5 protein-coding genes and 2 pseudogenes are annotated in these 20,156 nt (G+C 64.3%); 3 read left to right on the forward strand and 4 right to left on the reverse strand.

The features are described 5' to 3' along the window. Nucleotides 1-232: 232 nt before the first annotated feature. The 4 genes from IBL25_RS04150 to IBL25_RS04165 form a co-directional block, all read right to left on the reverse strand. Nucleotides 233-5,788: a hypothetical protein gene (locus IBL25_RS04150; RefSeq protein ID WP_187777300.1), complete on the reverse strand. Its 5,556-nt coding sequence runs from the start codon at nucleotides 5,786-5,788 to the stop codon at nucleotides 233-235. Next, on the reverse strand, nucleotides 5,788-15,288 hold the full coding sequence (locus IBL25_RS04155) for a hypothetical protein (protein WP_187777301.1): 9,501 nt from the start codon (nucleotides 15,286-15,288) through the stop codon (nucleotides 5,788-5,790). The genes IBL25_RS04150 and IBL25_RS04155 overlap by 1 nt, the downstream gene beginning before the upstream one ends. Nucleotides 15,289-15,445: 157 nt before the next feature. Then, a complete protein-coding gene (locus IBL25_RS04160; protein WP_187777302.1) occupies nucleotides 15,446-15,769 on the reverse strand; it encodes a hypothetical protein in 324 nt (107 codons plus the stop codon). 417 nt (nucleotides 15,770-16,186) lie between these two features. After that, a complete protein-coding gene (locus IBL25_RS04165) occupies nucleotides 16,187-16,780 on the reverse strand; it encodes a matrixin family metalloprotease (protein ID WP_187777303.1) in 594 nt (197 codons plus the stop codon). Between the two features lie 629 nt (nucleotides 16,781-17,409). Between IBL25_RS04165 and IBL25_RS04170 the strand changes: the two are divergent. The 3 genes and pseudogenes from IBL25_RS04170 to IBL25_RS04180 all read left to right on the forward strand — a co-directional run. Next, a pseudogene (locus IBL25_RS04170) lies at nucleotides 17,410-17,592 on the forward strand (transposase); the annotation flags it as partial. 308 nt (nucleotides 17,593-17,900) lie between these two features. Further along, on the forward strand, nucleotides 17,901-18,950 hold the full coding sequence (locus IBL25_RS04175; protein WP_187777329.1) for an IS5 family transposase: 1,050 nt from the start codon (nucleotides 17,901-17,903) through the stop codon (nucleotides 18,948-18,950). 614 nt (nucleotides 18,951-19,564) lie between these two features. Then, a pseudogene (locus IBL25_RS04180) lies at nucleotides 19,565-20,050 on the forward strand (IS481 family transposase); the annotation flags it as partial. Between the last annotated feature and the right edge of the window lie 106 nt (nucleotides 20,051-20,156).

A 20,156-nucleotide genomic window follows, 5' to 3' on the forward strand; every position in this document is an offset into this window, starting at 1 on the left:
CCAACGACGCGCCACCTCGGCGATGAAGGCGCCGGGTGCGAGCGTCGGCGGATCGTCAGGCGCCGCCCGGGAACCGACACGTCAACACAATGACACGGGGCCAATCGTAGCAAGGGTCAGACCCCCGGGCGGCTCCGACATTCTCACAGTCGTCGCTGTTCAACGTTACACCAAATGTTTTACCCTCGGTGTCGCCTTCGATGACTGTCCAGAACGCCATTGTCTATCTCCTTTATCTGGTCGACGAGGCCGGGCGCGGCGGCACCCTGATTTCGGTGACGTAGCGCGGACTGCTTGCTCCGAAATCCTGCACGAATTCAGTGCGAGCGGTGGGCGGCCGGTGCGCCCGTTCCTCCACGAACAGCGTAAGCGTTAAGCGGTTGGGATCGAGCGCAACGTTGGGTACGCGGAACCCGGTCCTCCAGCACGCATAGTCGCCCGTCGCGCCGGACGCGGCGACCGACTGCGCGCGCAGCCGCACGGTCCTTGTTTGCGGGTCTACCCCCACAAGGCGCACGTTGACGCGGGTCACCACTGCCTCATCAATGAGCTCGACCATGCTGAGGTCGGGTTCGGGTTCCGGGCTTGCCGGTCCGGAGACCTCCACTCGCACGATTGAGTGTTCGCGGGAATTGGGGTCTGCTTCCACCCACACCGCCGTCTGACGCCGGGTCAGCATCTGAAACTGAAATGGATCGCCCGGGAACGAGACCATCAAATCGCGCGGGGCTTGCTCCTGGTAGCGCACCACGCCGAGGCGGACGAACGGCGAGATCATCGGACCCGGGTCGAGCGTCAGATCGACAAACCACTGCTCACGATCGATGTCAAAGCGCGGGGTGAAGGTAAGAAGGTCGACGTTGAGGTAGCGCTGAATTGGCTCCGGCTTCATCTTGTCCTCTCCGTTGCCGCGTCCTCTCTTTGTCGCACCATCCTTGCTGCCGGTGTCGGGGATCGGCATTGGCACGTTCTCGACAAGACGAGCGGCGTAGGGGCCTGTGTCCTGGCTGTCCTCGGCATCAGCGGCCGGCAAGTCGGCGAACACGCTATTGGGTATGCGCCAGTCGCGCCACCCCGCCATCGGAAAGGTCTCGATAGGGTCCGAGCCCCAGCGCGAGATAAATGGGCCAGCGCCGGGCAAGTCGATCTCTGCAAAGCGGTCAAGCGTCATGTAGTCAACGACCGGGAGCACGGGATTGGTCTCCTGCGTGCTGGGGCGCAGAACGTCGGGGGCAGGGCAAGGGAGGCTTTTCGGCCGCTTCACCGGCGGCCACAGAACGATGCCGAGCCGCTCGCCCTCGCCGGAGGAGAACCAAGGGCGGGCGAACCATAGGCGCACCACGTTGACCCGCTCCACGGTGGTCGCAGCGTCGGGGTAGCCGCGTGACCCCACCGGGCGCTCTCTGATTGCAGGGTGCGCCTCCGCCGCGGCAACGGGGCTCGCAGGGCGATCGGAGGCGGGGATCCAGATCGGGTCCGACCATCCGGTCGCCCGCACAGTCTCCTCCGCTGGAAGCGGCTCACTTGCCTGGTACAGCCCACCGCGGATGAACGGCCGCGTCGCAAAGCCCGCGGCATGACTGGACACGGCTCGGATCTTTACCCTTATTCTGCGCGCGCCAGTATCAGCAAAGAGCGACCCGATCTGCGCCGTGACCCCGTTAGGTGAGGTAGGGGTAATTGCGTCCGGGCGAGCGAACAAGGCATGGAGCGAGAGCAACGCTTCCCCCGTCGGCTCCATCGCTGCATCGCGCGCGGCCTGCGAAGCAATGTTGCCGAACTTCGCCCACATCGCCTCGCGCGACGCAAAGGTCACGGCACCCGACTGCGACACCTGGAAGCCGTACAGTTCGCTGTCTGGGATGTGCAGCGCGTCCGGCGCCGAGCTCCTACACGGGTACTTGCCTAGCACCACGTCGGAGGGCGTGCGCTTCTTGTCCGGGTCATCCATCTTCTCGCCAAGCGGAGCGATCCCGCACACCACCACTTCAATTGCCTCGGTAGACGGGACGTGTATGCGTATGAAGCCGCCGAGGTCGACGGCGGTGCCGCCGGGTACAGCGTTCGCCGCAGACGAGCCACCCACCTGCCACGCCGGCGGCAGTGGCTGGGCGCGCTTGAGTATCGCTTCACCGAGATTTTGCCCATCCTTCTGCAACGCCGTGTCGACCCTGCGCAGCGCCAGAAGGTGGGGAATGGGATGCAGCACGGGCCGGGTGGTCGCGTGCATCACCATCAGCGTACGCACGCGTGCGAGTTGAGGGATGGGCCGGAGCATCATTACCTCGCGTAGGCGCTTGGCAAGCACCTCCAGCACGGCCTTGCCGACGGCGCGCAGGCCTGCGATGCCACACTGGGCGAGCTCTGGGCACGGGTCGGCCGGTGCCTCCTCCAGCCCCTTCACTTCCGTGAGCCCGCCTTCCAACCACATCGTCGCCGCAGTGTCGATCAGCTCGCTCCACGCGACCATCGTCTGCACCGACGGGAGCGGCCACAAGTCGAGCTCGCGCCGATCGCCCGGCGCAAGGCGTACGACCACGTTGATGCAGCGGCAGCCCTCCACAACTACGTGCCCGCGCTGTTCGATCGTGCTCGTAGGCAGTAGCCCGCCAGGGCCGAAGGGGACCCGCTCGACGGTGACGGCGATCGGAACGACATTAGGGTAGCGCTCCGCCTCTACCAGCGGGACGACAAGCACCGGCCCATCTGCATCGCGTGCAGGATCCTCGCGCCGGCGCAGGCGTAGAACGAGGCTTTGTGCCATTGGATCGGGGTAAATCGGGACAGTGCGGCCCTGCACTACTGTCTTAGTTGCAAGGCGAGCGAACACGCCGTCTCCGGCCCGGGGCACAGGTGGTTTCTCCTGCTTGCCCTCAGCAAGCATCTTGGACCAGCGCTTGGCGTCGTCCAGCCACGTGCGCCCGTCGTCGAAGGCGGCATTGCCGATCGCGATCCTGTCCGCCGCGCTCGCCTTGTCTCTGCGCAGGACTGGGAAGCCACCCCAGGCAGCGTCGGCGTGGATGTCGCGTAGCCCATCGGCGGGTCGCACCACCTTGGTCGGCTGGTGGTACGCGTCGCGCCAGCGCGGGATGCGTTCTACGACCTCCGCCCTAGGCGCCTTACTCGGGAAGCAGCCTTGTGGCGCCTCGTCGAACACCCCGTGCTTCTCCGCGGCCGTCAGTGGCAGCACGGCGGGAACGATCACTCGCGTGATCTCCTCCTCCCCGACGTGCGTGAGGCGCAGTTCGGACGCGATGTCGGCGACAATGCTGCGCAGTGTGACGGCGAAGGTCGTTTGCGGCTCGAAGCGGGGTGGCCGCGATGCACCTCCCGCGCGCCAACGGCGGTAGGCATTTGCTTCCCGATCCGCTTCGTCCTTGGGCATCAGCACGCCGACCGCCTCAGCCGGCTCGCTGCGCAGGTAGCGTCGGCCCGCAACCTTCACCTCCTTACATCCACGCGGGACGGCGGCAGCGGGAATGGCTTCAAACGCTTTCGTCGCCGCTGCTGCGCTTAGTGTCGCTCCGCCAAGGTAGTACGCAGCGAAGCCGACCCTGCTGAAGGCACCAAAGCGCAGCACGCCGACAAGTTCGCTGTCGTCGCTTTTACTCTTGCCAGATCCCCGCGGAAGCGTGAGCCGTCGGCCGAGCGGGAAGTCGATGCTCCCATTGGTCTCGATTTTTTTTTCGCGCATTGTAGTATCGAGGCCCATCGGCTCACCTACAAAAGAGATCTCCGCCTCATCCACCGCCGCGATGTTTACGCAGGCCCCGTTCGCCGTCCTCAGCTTCGCCGTGCGCGGTGTAGCGCGATCGACCGTCGACTGCGCCCGTTCCCGTTCTTGCCCATCGCCGTAAAGCCCCTTGATCGTCTCCTCGAGGTTCACGCCGGAGATCGGATCGTCGTATGCGACGCGCTTGCGCGTCAGCGGCCGCCAAGCGTAGCCATCAATGACGATGGAGCCGCACGCGCTCAGCGTCCCTTGCGGGATGCCCAGGAACGGAACGCGCCCGACGAGGAGGTCGTCCGCATCGAGGTAGGTCTCGTCGCAGGGTGCATTTGCGCTCTGCCGCGCTGCTCCCACCCGGCGCGACAGTTCTGATGCGCAACCGAACGCCACTAGGGAGAGGCCGCCCGAGCGTAGCGCGAAGCCTTCCGCCCCAGCCGCGGTGTCGTCGAGGCTCTCGGTGACCGACCGCTGCTCCATCATCGCCGGGCGAACGGCAGTCATCATCCTGTCAACCCGCTTCTCAAAGTCGCGAGCAGCGGCACGTAGGTCGGCCGACACTAATTCGAAACGCGGACCGCCGTTGGCGGTGGTGCCACCGAGCAGCAGTACGCCGTCGCGCTGGGCCAGAACATCGTCGTCACTGGGCTGCAGCATGCTTGCCGCAAGGCACAGCTCCTCGCGCGTTGCAGGGAGGAACTGGAGCGGCACCGCGGTTCCACCGCTCCCGCTGAAGGTTGCTTTGGCCAGGGTCCAGCGAGTATGCCTATCGGCGGCGTCCGTCCCCTGCGCAAGCCCCTCCATCGGGCCAAGGCGGACGAACATATAAGCTGTGCCGGAGGTGTTGCCAGCCCTCTCCAGCGCAGCCGCAATCGGCGCGAAGTCGGCGCGGACGTCGTAGAACGTGCGCATAACGCGGCCGATGTCGGGCGTCTCGTCGAGCGCGACTAGCCGGGCGGTAGCAGAATAGGCATCGGGCTCGCTACCGACGTGCCAGTCTTCCGCACTCGCGGGCGGTTTGTAGTCCGTGCCCGGGCTCTGCGTCCCATCTGGATTGGTCCGCGGCTGGCTCTCCTCAAGTTGCTCGATTTCCTCCTCGCCGATCGCGCTGCCAAGCAGGAAGCGGATCCTCAGCTCGAGCAGCCGCCTGTAAATAGCCGAAAGGCCTTTGGTGATGTGCTCGGGCGCGCAGCTCTCCTGCCCCTGACGCTCCCGCAGCGTCTTCGCGCAGTCCTCGACGGAGCCGTTGGCGAGCGCCATGCCGAGCTTCTGCATCGCCCCGCACTCCTTCGCCGCGTCGGCGAAGCCTAGATCAATCGCCGCTCTGCGCTTCTTCTTGGTGATGGAGATCGTGTTCAGTGGCTGCTTCAACTGGCCGCTTGTGGATGTGTTCTCGCCCGCGTCGAGGTCGTCGTAAAGGGTTTTGAGCACTTCCGACTCATTGAGGAACGCCTTCGCTTGGTCGAGGGCCACCTTGCGGATCAATGCACGCTCTTCATCGGGGTCTGGGGCGAATGCGACGCGGACCGCCTCCAGCGCGCGCGCCATCTTGGTGAGAAGGGCAACGTCGCCCTCCTTACCGCTGAGGCAGACGGTCCTATCCTCCGGTGCGATGTCTTCGAACGCCTGAAGCGCTGCCGCAAATTTTCGAAAGTCGCCAGCCTCGTCTGGCATCAGGCGGCGCCACATCGCATCAGCGTCGGCGAGTTTGCCGCGCTTGTTCGACCATGGCCTTATCGTCGGCGCTTGATCCCCCTCTGCAATGCTGCTGAGGACGAGAGTCTTCCCCGCGTTGCACGGTGTGGCCGGGCCGGAGAGGGGAAAGGAAACAAGCTTCACCTCTACCCGGCACCTCTCCATCAGCGTCTCGATTGTTGATGGCCAACTTGGGAGCGCAACGGTTCCTCGCGTCGTTGCAGGTGGCTTTACCGGGCGCAGCGCGAAGGTAAGCTTTAGCTTTCCACCTTCGGTGCCAGAAGGGATAGTGCGTGCCAGTATATTCGCGTGGTCTTGAGGCGTTTGTGCCTTCACAGGATCGGTGACTTGCGTGTGGCGCGCCATCAATAATACCCCACGGAACGGACGGAACTAAAGTACGAGCGCCAAGTCGCGTAGTTCTCGTCCTGGCCTTGCACATCGAGATGGAGGGTGGGGCCAGCAGCAAGGATGCTGCCAGCCTGGGCGAAGGGGGTGGAACTGAGGGCAGGAGTGTTGCCAGCTTGGGCAAGGAGGATAGGGCCGCCCCGCAGGCTCGCAGTTTTCCCGGCGGTGGAAAAGCCCTTGCCTTCCTTCTTCCACACTGTGATTGCGAACCTGATCTTTGCGAAACCGACTGAGAATGAGTACCGAAACACAGCAGAGCCGGTCATTGCACCGGTGCCATCTTGCCCGATCGTCACCGTCAGAGAGGTGGAGATCGAGAAAATGGCGATGTGGCCCGACCCGCCAGCGAAGAAGTCGCCGGAAATCTCTGTGTAGCTTCCGACCTTGCTGATGGAGATGCCAACCGAGATGCGCGCCTGAATGGTTAGCGCTCCATAGGAGAGGGCACCACCTCCGCCGAACACAAAGCTGGCGTCAAAGCCGACGATGCGTCGTCCGTCCGACTGGATCGCGAAGTGGCCACCACCGCCCCAGATCCCAGCGATGATCATAAACGGACTGTCGCGTGTGGACAGCGAGGCGCCGAGCGCGGCTGGCTTCTTCTCGAACGGGAGCACCGCGGAAGCGGACAGCCCGACGTTCATGAACGTCGCCCCGCCAAGATTAATGCTGGGGATGTTGATTGCGTATCCGGCTTCGATCCCGACCATACCGGACGCACGGCGAACATAGGCGCCGCCGCCGTTGCCGGTGAGCGAGGCAGCCAGCTCCTCAATAAATTCGAGCTCCTTGCCGATCTTGAAGTCCACGAAATCAATGTCGAACTGTGGCTCGCTCCCTGCCGTCCAAGACATGCGTGCGGCTGAGAAGACCAAAGTGAGCGCGTCGAATCCGCCGAGGAGGCGGATTTCGAATGGTGACAGCTCCGCCTGCGCCGCTGCTTCTACCCGCGGCGCCTCCCCCTCGAGAACAGGACCAAAATCGATTACGTTCAGTGAGGTGGCGGCGAAGCGGCCTGACTTGCCGGCTCCGATTGGGGCTGGGATGAAGATGCCGAGAAATGGATCGATGGGCGCGTCGAAACTCATTTCCGTACGCACTCGCGTCGGTACGATCCGCTTCAGCTCCTGCGCGATGAGGTTGCGCACCGCATTGAAGTCGACAAGCGCAGCGATGTTCGCTCGTGCTAGCGAGCTGACAACGTCGCCCACATTGTCCGCGATCTGAGCTACCGCGAATCCGGTAGTCCCCTGCCACGTGTCCAAGAGGCCGCGCAGAAGCGTGAGCTTTGCTTCTGGAAATCCGCCGGTGTTGAGCAGGCGGACCGCGTTTTCCTCTGTAGCAAGGAAGTCCTTTGGCTTCGTAGCATTGGCGGCGAGGAGCTGCTCCTTCTCCGTCACCAACTGATCGATCGGTCGCTGCGGATCCTGCACGGCGACAAAAAGGAATCGCGGGTCGAAACTGTCCCCAGCGAGCCCGACGAGTTGCAGCGTCCTCGCGAGCTGACGGCCAGTATCCGAGAGCTTCCCGTCGCTACCGGTCAGCGCGTCGAGCGCGCTGGTGCGGGCGTTGACGACCCCGCGGTAAGTGGCGACGAGATCGCCCAGCCGGCCTTGCGAGAACACCCCCTCGATCAGCCAGTTACGTGCCTCGATTACTCGCCTGCCCGTCTCCTTACGTGCAACGCCCTGCAGCGCAGCAGCAGCGCGCGCCGCTCCCGCGTACACGGCGGTGCGAACAGCATTGCCGTCCTTGTGCATCTCAAGGGGTATGACGACGGACTTCTTCAGCTCCGTGAAGGCGGTCTTCAGCGTCTTGCGCAAGGTCGTAGCGGCCTCGAGCTTGGCGGTCACTGTGGGCGCCGCGGCAACTGCAGCGATCTCCGACTCCAGCTTCACCTGCGCCCCAGCAAGGGTGGCCACTCCAGCGGCGATGCTTTCGGGGGTCAGTTCGTCGAACGCTTTCAAGAAGCGCGCCTGCAGGATGTCGTAGGCCGGGCGAAAAAGGGTGAGCTCGGCACTGACGGCATCGTTCGGTGCGACGGTGCCGAGCACCTCGTGTGCTGCGGCCAGCGCCGTAGCAAGAGCATTGCCCGAAGTCGCGGCGAGCGCCTCGCCGATGGCGGTGAGCTCGGCCTGCCCTGCGGTCAGTGCCGCCACCTCGAAGCGCGCAGCTGACACCTCGGTTCGACCGGCTAGGATCTCAAGCGCTGCCTTCTGCGCGTCCGTCGCGGAGGTGATGCCATCGCTTACGCTTTTCGCTGCCATAGCAATCGTGCCGGCACAATCGCTCGCTATGGTGAAGGTGTCCTGCGCAATCTGTGGCCACACGGCGAGGACGTTCAGAATTGCCTCGTGCGGATAGTCGTCTACCAGGGCGTCGAGATTGGCGAGGGTAGGGGCGTTCTGCACGGCCGCGATGCGGCTTCGGGCTGCGGTGATCCTCACCGTGAGGTCACGCGCAGCGACGTCGGCACGACCCACAGTGGCGGCGAAGCGGCGGAAGCCTGCAACAACGGTGCCGCGGACCAGGGCGAGCCCCGTCCTGACTGCCTTCAGCGCGTTCGAAGGTTCGTTACCGAAGTCTTCGTAAAAATCGCGCTCGGCACGCAGCACCTCCGCTAGAAACCGGACCAGAGGCGTAAAGCGGAGCGCTGCATCCCCGGCCACTATCGATCCGAACGCATCGTTCACGTCCCTGATCGCGGCGTCAACGGCGGCCACGGTAGCGCTGCCGGCTTCGGCGTCGAGCCTCCCTACCTTTATGCTTGCCGCGTCGATCGCTTTGAGGAGGGCGGCAGGTGCGGCGATTGTGCCTCCGCCAGGAGTAGCTTCCCGGGCAAGGAAGGCGGCGACCTCAAGCCCGACGGAGAGGAGGTTCGCAGCGGCGCGGATGGCTCTCTCCAGCACTGCGACGGCGAGCGTGTCGAGCTCGGCGGCGAAAGAACTTCCAAGGATAAGCTTGTCAAGCTCCTTGGCGAAGTTGAGAGCGGCGCCGATCTTCGCCTCGAGCGGCGCGCTTCCGCCTAAAATTTCCACTGTCTGCTGGATGCGCCCGCCCGTTGTACGCAGATCGTCTAGGCTCAGCCCAAGCAGGTTGCGCGCCAGCTCGTCGAGCGACTTCGCCAGCTGCTGTTCCGCCTGAAGCTTCAGCTCGGTGTAGGTCTGGCGCAGCTCCTCACCAGTCGGGATTAGTCCGGCTAGCTCATCGACCCGGGCCGCCAGGCGACGGATCTCAGCGTCGAGACTCTTCAATGTCGCGACGGTGGCGAGCTGCTCGTCGACGCCGTCGAGAACCTCGTCCCAGCTATCGGCAGCTATGCCAGCGAATTCGGTACGTGCCGCTGCCCGAGCAGCGGCGGCGAGGTCGAACTTGCCGAGGTTGATTAGAACGACCCGTAAGTCGTCGCCATTCGCGAAAGCGGCATCGACGGCACTGCGGATGATTCGCGCCACCGTGCGGCGGGCGGCGTCGGTGACCCTCGGTGCCTCGCTGCCCGGGAGAAACGGGACTATGGTGTCCACGATCGGTGCCACAGCGTCGAGGTCAACGGGCTGGTTGCCAGTCCCAAGGCGCTCGCGCAGCTCCTTTCTAACTTCTCCCAGAACTGCGCGGGCGGCGACTTCGGCAAAGTCGGCTGAGGCGAAGGCACGCAGCTGCTCCAGCCAGGCGAGGAAGCGGGTGACATCGCCCAACTCGGCGCTGAAAAGGCGACTGAGCTCCAGCTTCAGCGGTGAAATCGGGTCGCGTGCAACTGCATCGAGCCCCTCCAATAGGTTGCGCCCCGCCGTCGGGATGCGCGTCACCAGCTTCAGCGCCGCCTCCGCGTTCGCCTCGCCCTCCACCGCTTGCAGTGCCAAGCGCAGCTCAGTGATGGCGCTCGCAACGGCCGGGTAAACGTTGGAAAGTTCAAGCGCCTTGCCGGCGATCGAGACATCGGCTTCGTTGAACGCCGTCTCGATGTCGGCGGCGAGGTCACGCAGCCGCGCAATCACCTCGTTGCGGATGAACTCGATTGCCTCATCAACACTCCGTTGCGCCGCTGCGCCGTACTCCATAGTCTCGCGGATCAGGGGGGCGATGTCGGTGGCGCTGATCGTAGCGCTGATGACCTCGCTCAGCTTAAACACGCCGAGCAGGAGGCAGTCGTCGTCACCGAGAATGAGCTCGATCAGCCGCTTGATTGCGCTCTCTCCACCCTCTGGCGGTACGAATTGTGCTGGCACGATCTCATTGCCGGCGAGACTCTTCCACGACGGGAGCGGCGCCGCGAGCGCTGCCATCTGAGCCCGCGGCATGAGGAGGGCACAGCTGAACTCGGGCGGTGCAGCGGGAGCTACGTGTTGGAGCGGCTCCTTCAACGTCAGTGGGCCATTGCGTCTACTCAACAGGGTAAGCCAGCCTGCGGGCCTGCCGATCCCACCAACCCTGTCTCCGCGGTTGCCTGCCTCCAAGCGCGTCGGCGTGAGAATGTTGAGCACGACCTCCATACGGGGCGCGCGCTCATCGGCTAGCTCTGTCCCGTCTGCGCTCTGCTTTGGAAGCCCGCTGCGCAGGTACGCGCCGTCGAACGCGGCAACGCAGGTGTTGCCCGTGCGTTGGCCAATAAGACGCGCGATCCTGTCGAGCCGCAGCACCGCGAACTGGATGAACGGGTAGAACGGGGGCTGGTCGCTCTGCCGCAGGATGGGGGCGAAGTCGAAGTTCTCGCGTCGTCTCCCGATCGCGACGCCGCGCTGCTCCAGAAACGGCTTGTCGGCGGAGACACGGCATGCGGCGGGCGCGCCGCCTTCGGTGCAGGCGCACAGTGCCGCCGTGTCCTCCTCCGATGGCGGCGTCACTCCTGCCTGAACACCGGGGCGTCCCTCGACGCCAATTGTCCAGGCCAGCGTCTCGTAGGTGGTGTCACCCTCTGCTATCTCCTTAGCGTACTGCCGCGCCGCACCGCCGTGCATGCAGACACGCGGGCTGGAAGGGTCAAAGTTGGGGTCCCATGTTTCCGTCGCGATGCCGCTCGGGAGACTGTTGTAGTAGTCCGCGAGCCGCGCGACCGTGTTCCGGTCGTCGGCTGCGATCGCGTCCACGAAGATGAGCGGCATGCGAAGCTTCTGTGGCACCGAGTCGATACGGAACTCGAAAGCAACATTGCCGCCCTCGTGCGGCGCGGTGCGCGGCCAGAACGCGAGGCCGCGTCCGTCCGGCACTGCGATGCGCCCACTGGCGGACACTGTTAGCGGCCCGCTGCCGGTGTCTGACTGCCCCTCCAGCGGGTCGACGAGGTCGGGCGTCTTCTCCGTGCAGATGGTAAGTGTCCTGCATGGCCAGCCTCGCCCGTCGTCCGGCTGCCCGTCGTAGGACTCCTTAACCGGCTCCGAGCAGCGAATAAAGAAGCGCTGCACGAGATACGCGGTCGGGCCACGGCCTGTGGCGCCGATCTTGGCCCGGCCGTCGTAGCGGCGCTCCGTAATCTTCGTGAGCGTTGCTCTCGAGCCGAAAGGGAACAGGTACCCTTTGTATACCAGTTCGACGTGGATGTCGCGCCCGATGACGGCACGGTGGCGCCAGCGCTGCAGCACCAGCGGTTCGTAAATCGGGTCGCGTGCGCGAGTGCGTGCGGCTGCTGGCGGCTGGAATGCAGTGTCGAGATCCAACGTGCCGCCGAGGGCGGTGAGGCGCAGCTCGCGAAAGTCGAGCGCTTTCGGCCTGTAGATTGCGCTCGCCGTCTGTTTACTCGTCTCGTTCAACTCGAGATCGATCAGCGCGTGCCCTGGTGGCGGAGCGAACACGGACGAATCTTTGCGCAGCTCGTCAGGCTGCTTCGGATCGGCGGTGCCACTGGTGCGCATTCCGTGCACGGACGACAGCTTGACCAGCTGGTCTCGATCAAACGCGTCCATTGAGGTCCGGAAGGAGGGCCCGACGGCATCTGGCCCGGTGATGGGCTTTTCCACCACCTTGCCGTCGACAAGTTGAATGCTCGGGAGCGCCCACGGTGCGCGAGCGCCGCGCGGCGGTGGGTCGTACACCGTGTTGATGCGCGTTGCGCTCGCGGCGTCCCCGCCCGGCCGCAATCCAATCGCCAGCCTGCGCAGGAAAGTCGCGGGGCGGAAGTCGTCTGACCATATCGCGCGCAACAACGCCGGCGGGTGTTCGGGCGACAAGCTCACAGACCAAATCGGAACTGATTGGGGTAGAGGGACACCGAGCGGCTCCTCCCCAGTAGAGACGCCCAGAGCGACCGGCTGCGGCTGCACCCAGGTCGCGTCCTGCGCCGCCGCGAGCTGAAGGCGGAACGGCAGCTCGATCACGCTCTCGTCGGGAAGCGGCGCCTTCGCGGCATGGGCGTAGAGCTCGCCCGTGTGGGTTGCCACCGTACCAAGATCGCGCGGTGGAAACCCTTGCATGTGCAGCATCTCTGCGTCGTCCTGGAACCGCGCGAGGGTGCCATCTGCCTCACGCTTACGCAGGACCCGCGCGCGCAGTGGCGTCGCCGCCTCACGCCTGCGCCAGTCGAGCAGGGACTTGAGCGCAAAAGGCTGCGGCACTGCCGGGGCACGCGTACTGGGGTCGATCCAGCTGAACGCGAGCCGCGAGGAGCCGGAGAACCGCGCCCGCGTCCGCCCTTTAAACGGATCTCGCCCTTCGCCTGACAGCTGAGTGTATTCGGCGAATACGTTGTCCGCGAACTCTTTGGCTTTACCAACTAGATTGTTCGCCCACCAAGTCGAGATGAAATCGCTGGCCTCCTTGATAGCAGCGCTGTCCGAGCGGATCGCCTTCTCTCGCCAGAAGTCGCGGAATTCCTTGTAGTCGAAGGCGACCCGCTCTTTGATCTCCGTCAGGCGTTCCTGCGCGATGCTGGCGTTGTAGCCCTCGATCTGATGAACAGTCGTCTTCAGCTCGCCCGCGAACTGCTCGAACGCCGTGCGCACTGTTGGGTCCGGCTTAGCAAATCGCTCGAACGCCTCCCTGACCAGGTGGTTGTTCGAAGTTTTCTCCGGTGGGGACCATTTTCCTTCGGAGTGCCATGCCTCAACGCCGAACAGGCGGCCCTTTAAGCGGGCCGAGGCGGCCTCCTGCCCACCACTCTGGTCGCTGAGAACGTCCCAGGCAAGCGCGCTCGCATCTGGGTCGAGATCCTTCGAGCCGATGTAGATCGTTTGGTCGCTGGGCAGGGGGTGCTGCTGAGTCGCTTGCGCGTCGAACAACGTGGCAAAATCGGCGAATTTCTGCAGACCGCTCCGCAGCGCATCAACGTCGGGCGGCGGAGCACTCATGGCCCTTAAATCGTCCAGCCACTTGGCAGCGTACCTGCGCAGCTCGATCCGGACCTTCGCCTTCTCGCTGCGCCGTCCTGTGCGCAGCGCGGCGAACTTTTCCCGCACGGTGGCGACGTCGGCGACGCTCGGGTAATGGGTCGCGAGCTCGAGCCAAGGAATGTCGGGCGGCGAGATCCCCGGGTTCTCCGTCCTGAGATAGGCCTGCTCGGCAACATGCTGAGAGGCGAAAACCGCCATTACCACTGGCAGCTTGTTTCGGGTGACCGGAAGTGTGTCGGCCGGGTCGAGCACGGGGTTGGGGAGTAACAGCGGCTCCCCGGCATCGAGCCCGTCGCGCAACCGCATGTTGGCGAATCTGACGTCGAGCACAGTGTGGTCGCGTGCACGCCGCACCTTTACCTCGAAGTCGTCGAGCGGGACGTCCGCCGCCGCCTTCAGACCGCCTTTTCCAGGGGTGCGTGGGCCGTCGATCTCGATCACTCCATGCTGTTGCAGCGCGCCAGCTTTGGCGAGCGTCTCCACTTTGACAGAGACAAACTTGTCGAAGCCTGCGATAGGGACAGCCTGCAGGGCGAGGACGATCTCGTCATCGAGCGGGCGGAGGCGCTGCGGTGCGCGGCGCACGAGCTCGCACACTCCGGCCGGATCGTCGACGAGCGAGAAGGGAAGGCCCGCCAGCCGCGCGCGCAACGAAAACGCGTTCACAACGCGTTCGCCGAGCACGACATCTAGGCGCACCTTCCGAGCGGCCTGCGGCGGCGCGCCGGCACCCCCATTTTGTGGGTCCGGCAGAAGGCGGAGCGGCCCCCACGCGCGCGTCGCAAGCCTGACGAGTGGCTCGTCGCCTGAAGGCGGCGGCAGCACGTCTTTCAGCGGATCCACAACAGGATCGACGACGGTGACTACCAGATGGCCATCGATCGGCCCAGCCTTGATCACCCCCGTCAGCGCGAGCGCCCACCTGCCGCCACCGTCCTCCCCAAGAACAAGCCTCGGGGTCTCGGCCTCGACCGCGGCTGCCCGCGCTGCGGCCTCAAAGTCCGCTGGCGTTCGCGCCGATGCAGCAGCCGCGACCGATGCGTTGGCAGGGCTAGGCGGAAAGAGGGCGTCGATGTTGAGCGCTGCGAGTTGCTCGGTGCCGGTATGAAGCAGCACCCCGAAAGGACCCTCGAACGCAACCGTGACCGTGCGCCGGCCGCTGTCCGTCTCCAGTGCCGCACGCGCCCGGCTCCTCACCGTAACGGCGGCGGCGGGGACGGTCAGGACGGTCTTGTTGGCAGCGGACGCGGCGAATGGCGTAACGGCGAGGGTAACGACATCGTCCGGAGGAGCGTAGCGGTTGCTGCCGAACGCGATATGGAATCGTGGCCTCTCATTCTTCGGGTCTTTTCGCGTCAGCCAGCCGAAGCGGGCCACCCCGAACCGGGCAAAGCCGTCGAATAGCGTCGCACTCGAATTCGCGTGAGCGTGCACGGTCCATAGCAGTGAGGGCTCCGGCGCGCCGTCAGGGGCATCGACGCCTGCTACGGCTTCCTGCCGCATCTCGGCGTGAAACAGCCCCCTCGCTCTGACGGGCTTAGCCAGCACTGCTGATAGCGTCGCTTGCACCCAGCTCCCGGCAAGGATCAGCTCGAGTCCCTGCAACCCTGCCGCAAAATGGTCCAGCCGGACCCTTTCATCACCCGTGACATGTTGCTCGGGGAAGTTGAGCGCGCGCGAGCCTCCGGGGTTGCGCCAGACGTTGGTGATGAGGCGGATGAACCAGGGGTGCGGGGCCTCGTGCTTTTTTCCCGCTGCGCAGGGATCGGTCCACACCTCGAAGCGGTAGTAGGGCCGGCGCCCGTCGTTGCCGGTGCGCAGGTTGAAAAGGTCGGCGCCGATCACGTCAATGATGAGGCGCGCCTTGCAGTCGACCGCGTTGTCCTCCGGCCGCCGGACGAGCCCGCGCAGCTGCAAAAACGGCTTGCCCCCCACCAGCTCCTTTGGGATGGGGTCGAAGTCGTCCGCTCGCAGCCTGACCGAAAGACTTCCACGAGCGTTGGGCGGCCCGAGCCGCAGCAGAACCGTCGTGAGACGGTCGCCCTCGTAGCTCGTCTCGACGAAGAGGTCGGTGGGCGTAGCCGCATTGGTGATTGGCACTACAGCCGCCGTCGCTGCCGCGGAGCTGCCGACGATCAAGGTCCTGCGCGTTATAATGTGCTGTCGCCGGCCGTCACTGCCCAGCCTCCTGGTCGCTATTGATCGGTTCAGTTGGAGCAGGGTTCGCTACCACCCCCTCTCGACCTACTAAGGGGCAAGCAGCCTCACATGTTTCATTGCGATATGGCAAGTATATTTAGAACTGGTTTCCCCCATGCAGCCGCACCCTTGTTGCCGGCCGCAGTGACGCGGTGTTGCCTGGCGTCGTGAAGTGCAGGCTGTAGTCGGCGAGAACCGTACGGATCCAGTGAGGGCAAGACCTCGAACCAGCCGCTTCGGCAAGCGGCCAGAGCCCCTCGTTGTTGTCAGTGACCAAGCAAAACGCGGCGGCGCGCACCGGTGTCTCCCGCTGCCGCAGCATGGCCCTAAGCCGGAGGAAGCGCACAGCACGCACGCGGTGTCGCTGGAGGAGATCAAGGCGCCAGCCCGCGACCACGGCCTCGCGGTGATCCAGCGCCACGCCGCTCGGGACATCCTGGAACGCTCAAAGGTGTCATGGATCGTGGTAGCGCTGCGGCTGCCGGGCGGCTCCTCTCAGCTCGTTGCCTCAACAGCCCCGAGCTTGGCACACAGATGCCGCTCAAGGAGCTGTCCACCGCATCAGCCTAGGTCCTCGTCGCTACGCCCGGTGTCCGGCCGAATTGGGGGCCACTCCACACCCCGTGCGTTCATCGCCAGCCAATCGCCCCAACCAGCCGCCTGTCCGGTTTGATGGGGAGCACTCCAGCAGAGGTGCTTAAAATGCTGAGGTCCGGAGAGTTCTATCCGACTGAGTTTCGGCAGAAAATAAACGATGTCCAAGGTCTATGTGGAGTGATGGCTGGCTTTCTAGGAAGAAGGCTTTAGGTACAAAGGAAGCAGTACGTGGCGGACCGCCCTACTGGCCGTAGAGTTTCCGCCTACCCGCTATATCGTCGGCTTGCAGCGCCCGCCGCGTGCGGCCGGCGGGAAGCGCTGCAGACATCACTGCGTTGGTAATCGCACTATGCTCAAGCCCAAGGCAATGACCAAACTCGTGCAGCGCTACACTCAGTAGGTCATGCTGTTTAGGCTCTGGGGAGCCGTTGCCGGCATGCCAGTGGCGGGCAATGTTGAACACGATGTCACATTCCTGCATGCGGCGCAGGTCATTCCGTCGGTAAGCGTAGGCGTTGTCGTGCCCATCGGTTTGAGGACCTGGATTGATCGCCGCAAAGCGGATGGTGTTGATGTTGTCGACGCGAGGGTATTCGGCCAAGCATCGATCAGGGTCGAAGCGAATGCGGATGGCATTGGTGCTCCAGAGGTCTGCCGCCGCGCGGATAGTGGCTGACGCGCCGACTGGGATGCCCTTGCCTTCGGTGCAGACGACGAAGCGAACCTCTCGCGGCGAGGAAAGATGCGTCCAGTCGGCACCGAAAACTTCATAGCCAAGAGCTGCGCTCGCCCATCCTACTGAGATCAGAGTCAGCAGGCTCGAGAACCACGTCATGAAGAGCTCTCTTCTCAATCGAGAGGAATGGCTAATACGGAGATCATTGCGCACAGCCGGGATGCCCGGTTGGCAGCGACACTTCTCGCCATTGCCCTGCTGAGGTGCACTGCTGGTAAGTACCGGAAAGGCAAGTCTCAGAATTGGGCGAGTATCCACCAGTACAGAGTACTCCCTCGAACTGGCCTGGGCCAAAAGGCGTTCCGCCGCTGACCGGTCCGGATGTGGAGCATGAGCCCCGCTGAGTCCACACATTGTGGGCATCACAGGTCAGGCGCGTGCGTGCGAAGCAGCCGTTGAAGCCAACACTGTATGCCGTGGATTGGTAGGCGCAGGCTTCACCTTGCTGCGCCATCACGGGTCCAACTGAAAATCCAAGGCTTAATGCGGCAAAACAAGCTATGGATAACACCTTCCACATGGAATTCTCCATCGCCAGCTCGACATCTCAGAATTAAGCTTTCTATCGACAAAAATATTACGATATCCATATGAATTAGTGCAAGCGCCTTTCTCCTTATCCCCCAAACGATGCAGGACTTAATCTAGGATCAGGACCCATAAACAGGGTTGAGCGACAGAGTCCTGCGTGATTCCCTCTGACTGCGGCTGTGATCGAGAGGGGCGCGATAAGCGGGGAGTTTTGGCTGACGGATCAGCAGTGGCAGCGCCTGGCGCCACTCCTGCCGAACAAGTCAGGTGGCGTGCCCCGCGTGGATGATCGGCGGGTGATCAGCGGCATCATCCACGTGCTGCGTTCCGGTGGCCGCTGGGTCGATGCGCCCACCAGCTATGGGCCGCGCAAGACGCTGTAGATGGCCTATTCACAAACGACAAATTTTGCCTGACGCGGGAGGGACGGCTAGCTCTGCCGTGGCGACGAGGGCCTCGAGGTACTGATCGTTCAGTCGGGACCGGCGGGGGCGCCATTTTGAGAGGGTCTTGCCCTCTCGGAGTGGGTCATGAAACGGCAGCAGCCCTGGACCGTCAGCCGGCGGGTGGTCAGCCATCCAACGGCGCAGCGCCGGGGGGATCGGGCGTATCAGTTGGACACTTCGAAAAACCTCGCTGTTGAGGCGCTGACCTGATTCACTGTCGCTGGTCAGCGGAGGCAGTGATGATGGCAAGTCAGCCTGGCTTCTTCGATGTGGAGGAGCGGTATGCGGCGCTCTCCGCGGCGGGCGATCGGCTGGAGCGGCGCTCGGCCGTGGTCGGTTTCGAGATCTTCCGTCCGGTGCTGGATGCGGCGCTGGCGCGATCGGATCGTAGCCGTGGCGGACGCCCGCCCTATGATGCGGTGCTGATGTTCCGGATCCTGTTGCTGCAGGCCCTCTACAGCCTCTCGGATGAGCAGGCCGAGTTCCAGCTGCGCGACCGCTTGAGCTTCATGCGCTTTGCTGGGCTTGCCCTGCACCAGGTGGTGCCGGACGCCAAGACGATCTGGCTCTATCGCGAGCAGCTCAAGCAGGCCGGTGCCTTAGAGGGGCTGTTCCGCCGCTTCGATGAGGTGCTGGCGGCCAAGGGCTTTCTCGCCATGGGTGGACAGATCATCGATGCGACGATCATCGCCGCGCCGCGCCAGAAGCTGACCCTGGAGGAGAAGGCCACCATCCGGGGCGGCGGCACGCCAGAGGGTTGGTCAGCAGCCAAGCGGGCACAGAAGGACTGCGATGCCCGTTGGACGCTCAAGCGTGGCAGAGCCAAACCCGAGCCCAAGGGTGCGCCGCGCCAAGCCATTCAGATCGCTGTGCCCATCTTCGGCTACAAGAGCCACATCGGCATCGACCGGCGACACGGGCTGATCCGCCGCTGGACGGTGACCGATGCCGCCCAGCACGACAGCCGCAGCTTTCCGGCTCTCCTGGATCCTGAGAACACCGCCAGCCGCGTCTGGGCGGACACTGCCTATCGCACCAAGCGCAACCTGGAGGTGCTGGAACGGCGCGGTCTGTCTGAGAGGATCCAGTTCCGCCGGCCACCGCGCCGCGGGCTCTCCGAGCTTCAGGCCAAGGCCAATGCCGCCCGCGCCCGGATCCGCTCGGGCATCGAGCATGTTTTCGCCGCGCAGAAGCATCGCATGGCACTCTTCGTACGCACCATCGGCCTGGCGCGGGCGCAGGTGAAGATCGGCATGGCCAACTTGGCGTACAACTTTGTCCGCCTCGCCTAGCTCAGCGCCCGAACTGCGCCCGCATAGCCCCGCAGCTCCAGCGAATGAGATGCCGGCCACGCCAAGCCGGTCACGCCACCTCGTCAGCAAGGCCAGTTCGCTGCCTCAGGTGCCTGTCAGGCCGCCAGCACAGCCCAGCAACAGGTTCTTCGAGGCATCCAGCTGTTCTTGCCGAGGTCGATACCCAATACCGCGATCTGCATCGTTCAGGCTCCCGTCCCTTTGGTTGCCCCTGCAGCTTACCGCTGCGGGCGTGAGGGGCGGGCCATCCCATAATTTCTGACACTCCCCAGACACTACGGGGAGGCTTCGTACCGATCCCCGCCTCTATACAGAGGCAGCCCCGCGACGACCATGGTCATGCGGTACCCAACCCGCGCATCAGAGATGGATCAACCGTCGCTCGTCATCCGCCTCCTCACCCGAACGCCTCTGCATCGAGAGCAACGCCTGCACGGCGACTGGTGACGCGCGCCTACCCCTTGAAGAGACGGACATCAGAGATGTTTGATCCCAGGGTTTGATGGTGCAGTCTTCCATCAGGCGTGGAGGGACGCGCTATGGGCTAGGTTCACCATGGAAGCGCCACAACGACAGCGGCGCTCCGTCGAGCGATACAGCATAGTCAAGAGAGCCTGAGAGGGCTGGCCCGGCGCTACGGGATCAACCCGAAGACAGTCGCGAAGTGGAGAAAGCGAACCTCCGCCTCCGACCGCCGCACCGGCCCCCAGGAGCCCAGGTCAACCGTCCTGTCGGTCGAAGATGAGGCCGTCGTCGTGGCCTTCCGCCGCCACACGCTGCTGCCGCTCGATGGCTGCCTCTACGCCCTCCAGCCCTCCCTTCCGCACCTCACCCGCTCCAGCCTGCACCGCTGCCTCCAACGCCATGGCATCAGCCGCCTGCCCGAGACCGAGGGCGACAAGCCGGGGCGCTCGAAGTTCAAGCGTTACCCGATCGGCTACTTCCACATCGACATTGCCGAGGTTCGGACGGAGCAGGGCAAGCTCCACCTCTTCGTCGCCATCGACAGAACCTCGAAGTTCGCCTTCGTGGAACTGCACGAGAAGGCCACGCGCCGTGTCGCCAGCAACTTCCTCCGGGTGTCAACGCCGCCTGAATCGTGGTTCTCCCGCATTTCCCGTGCTGCTGGGTGGTAGGTACAGCGCCTGGGACGCAGATGAGGCGCCGTCGCCTCCCTTGTGAGAC

The sequence above is a fragment of the Pseudoroseomonas ludipueritiae genome (assembly GCF_014490445.1).
Lineage (GTDB): Bacteria > Pseudomonadota > Alphaproteobacteria > Acetobacterales > Acetobacteraceae > Pseudoroseomonas > Pseudoroseomonas ludipueritiae.

Bases quoted from the DNA above. Each gene is read 5' to 3' on its own strand.
- IBL25_RS04150 (WP_187777300.1), bottom strand. From the start codon at position 5,788: ATGGCGCGCCACACGCAAGTCACCGATCCTGTGAAGGCACAAACGCCT.
- IBL25_RS04165 (WP_187777303.1), bottom strand. From the start codon at position 16,780: ATGACGTGGTTCTCGAGCCTGCTGACTCTGATCTCAGTAGGATGGGCG.
- IBL25_RS04175 (WP_187777329.1), top strand. From the start codon at position 17,901: ATGGCAAGTCAGCCTGGCTTCTTCGATGTGGAGGAGCGGTATGCGGCG.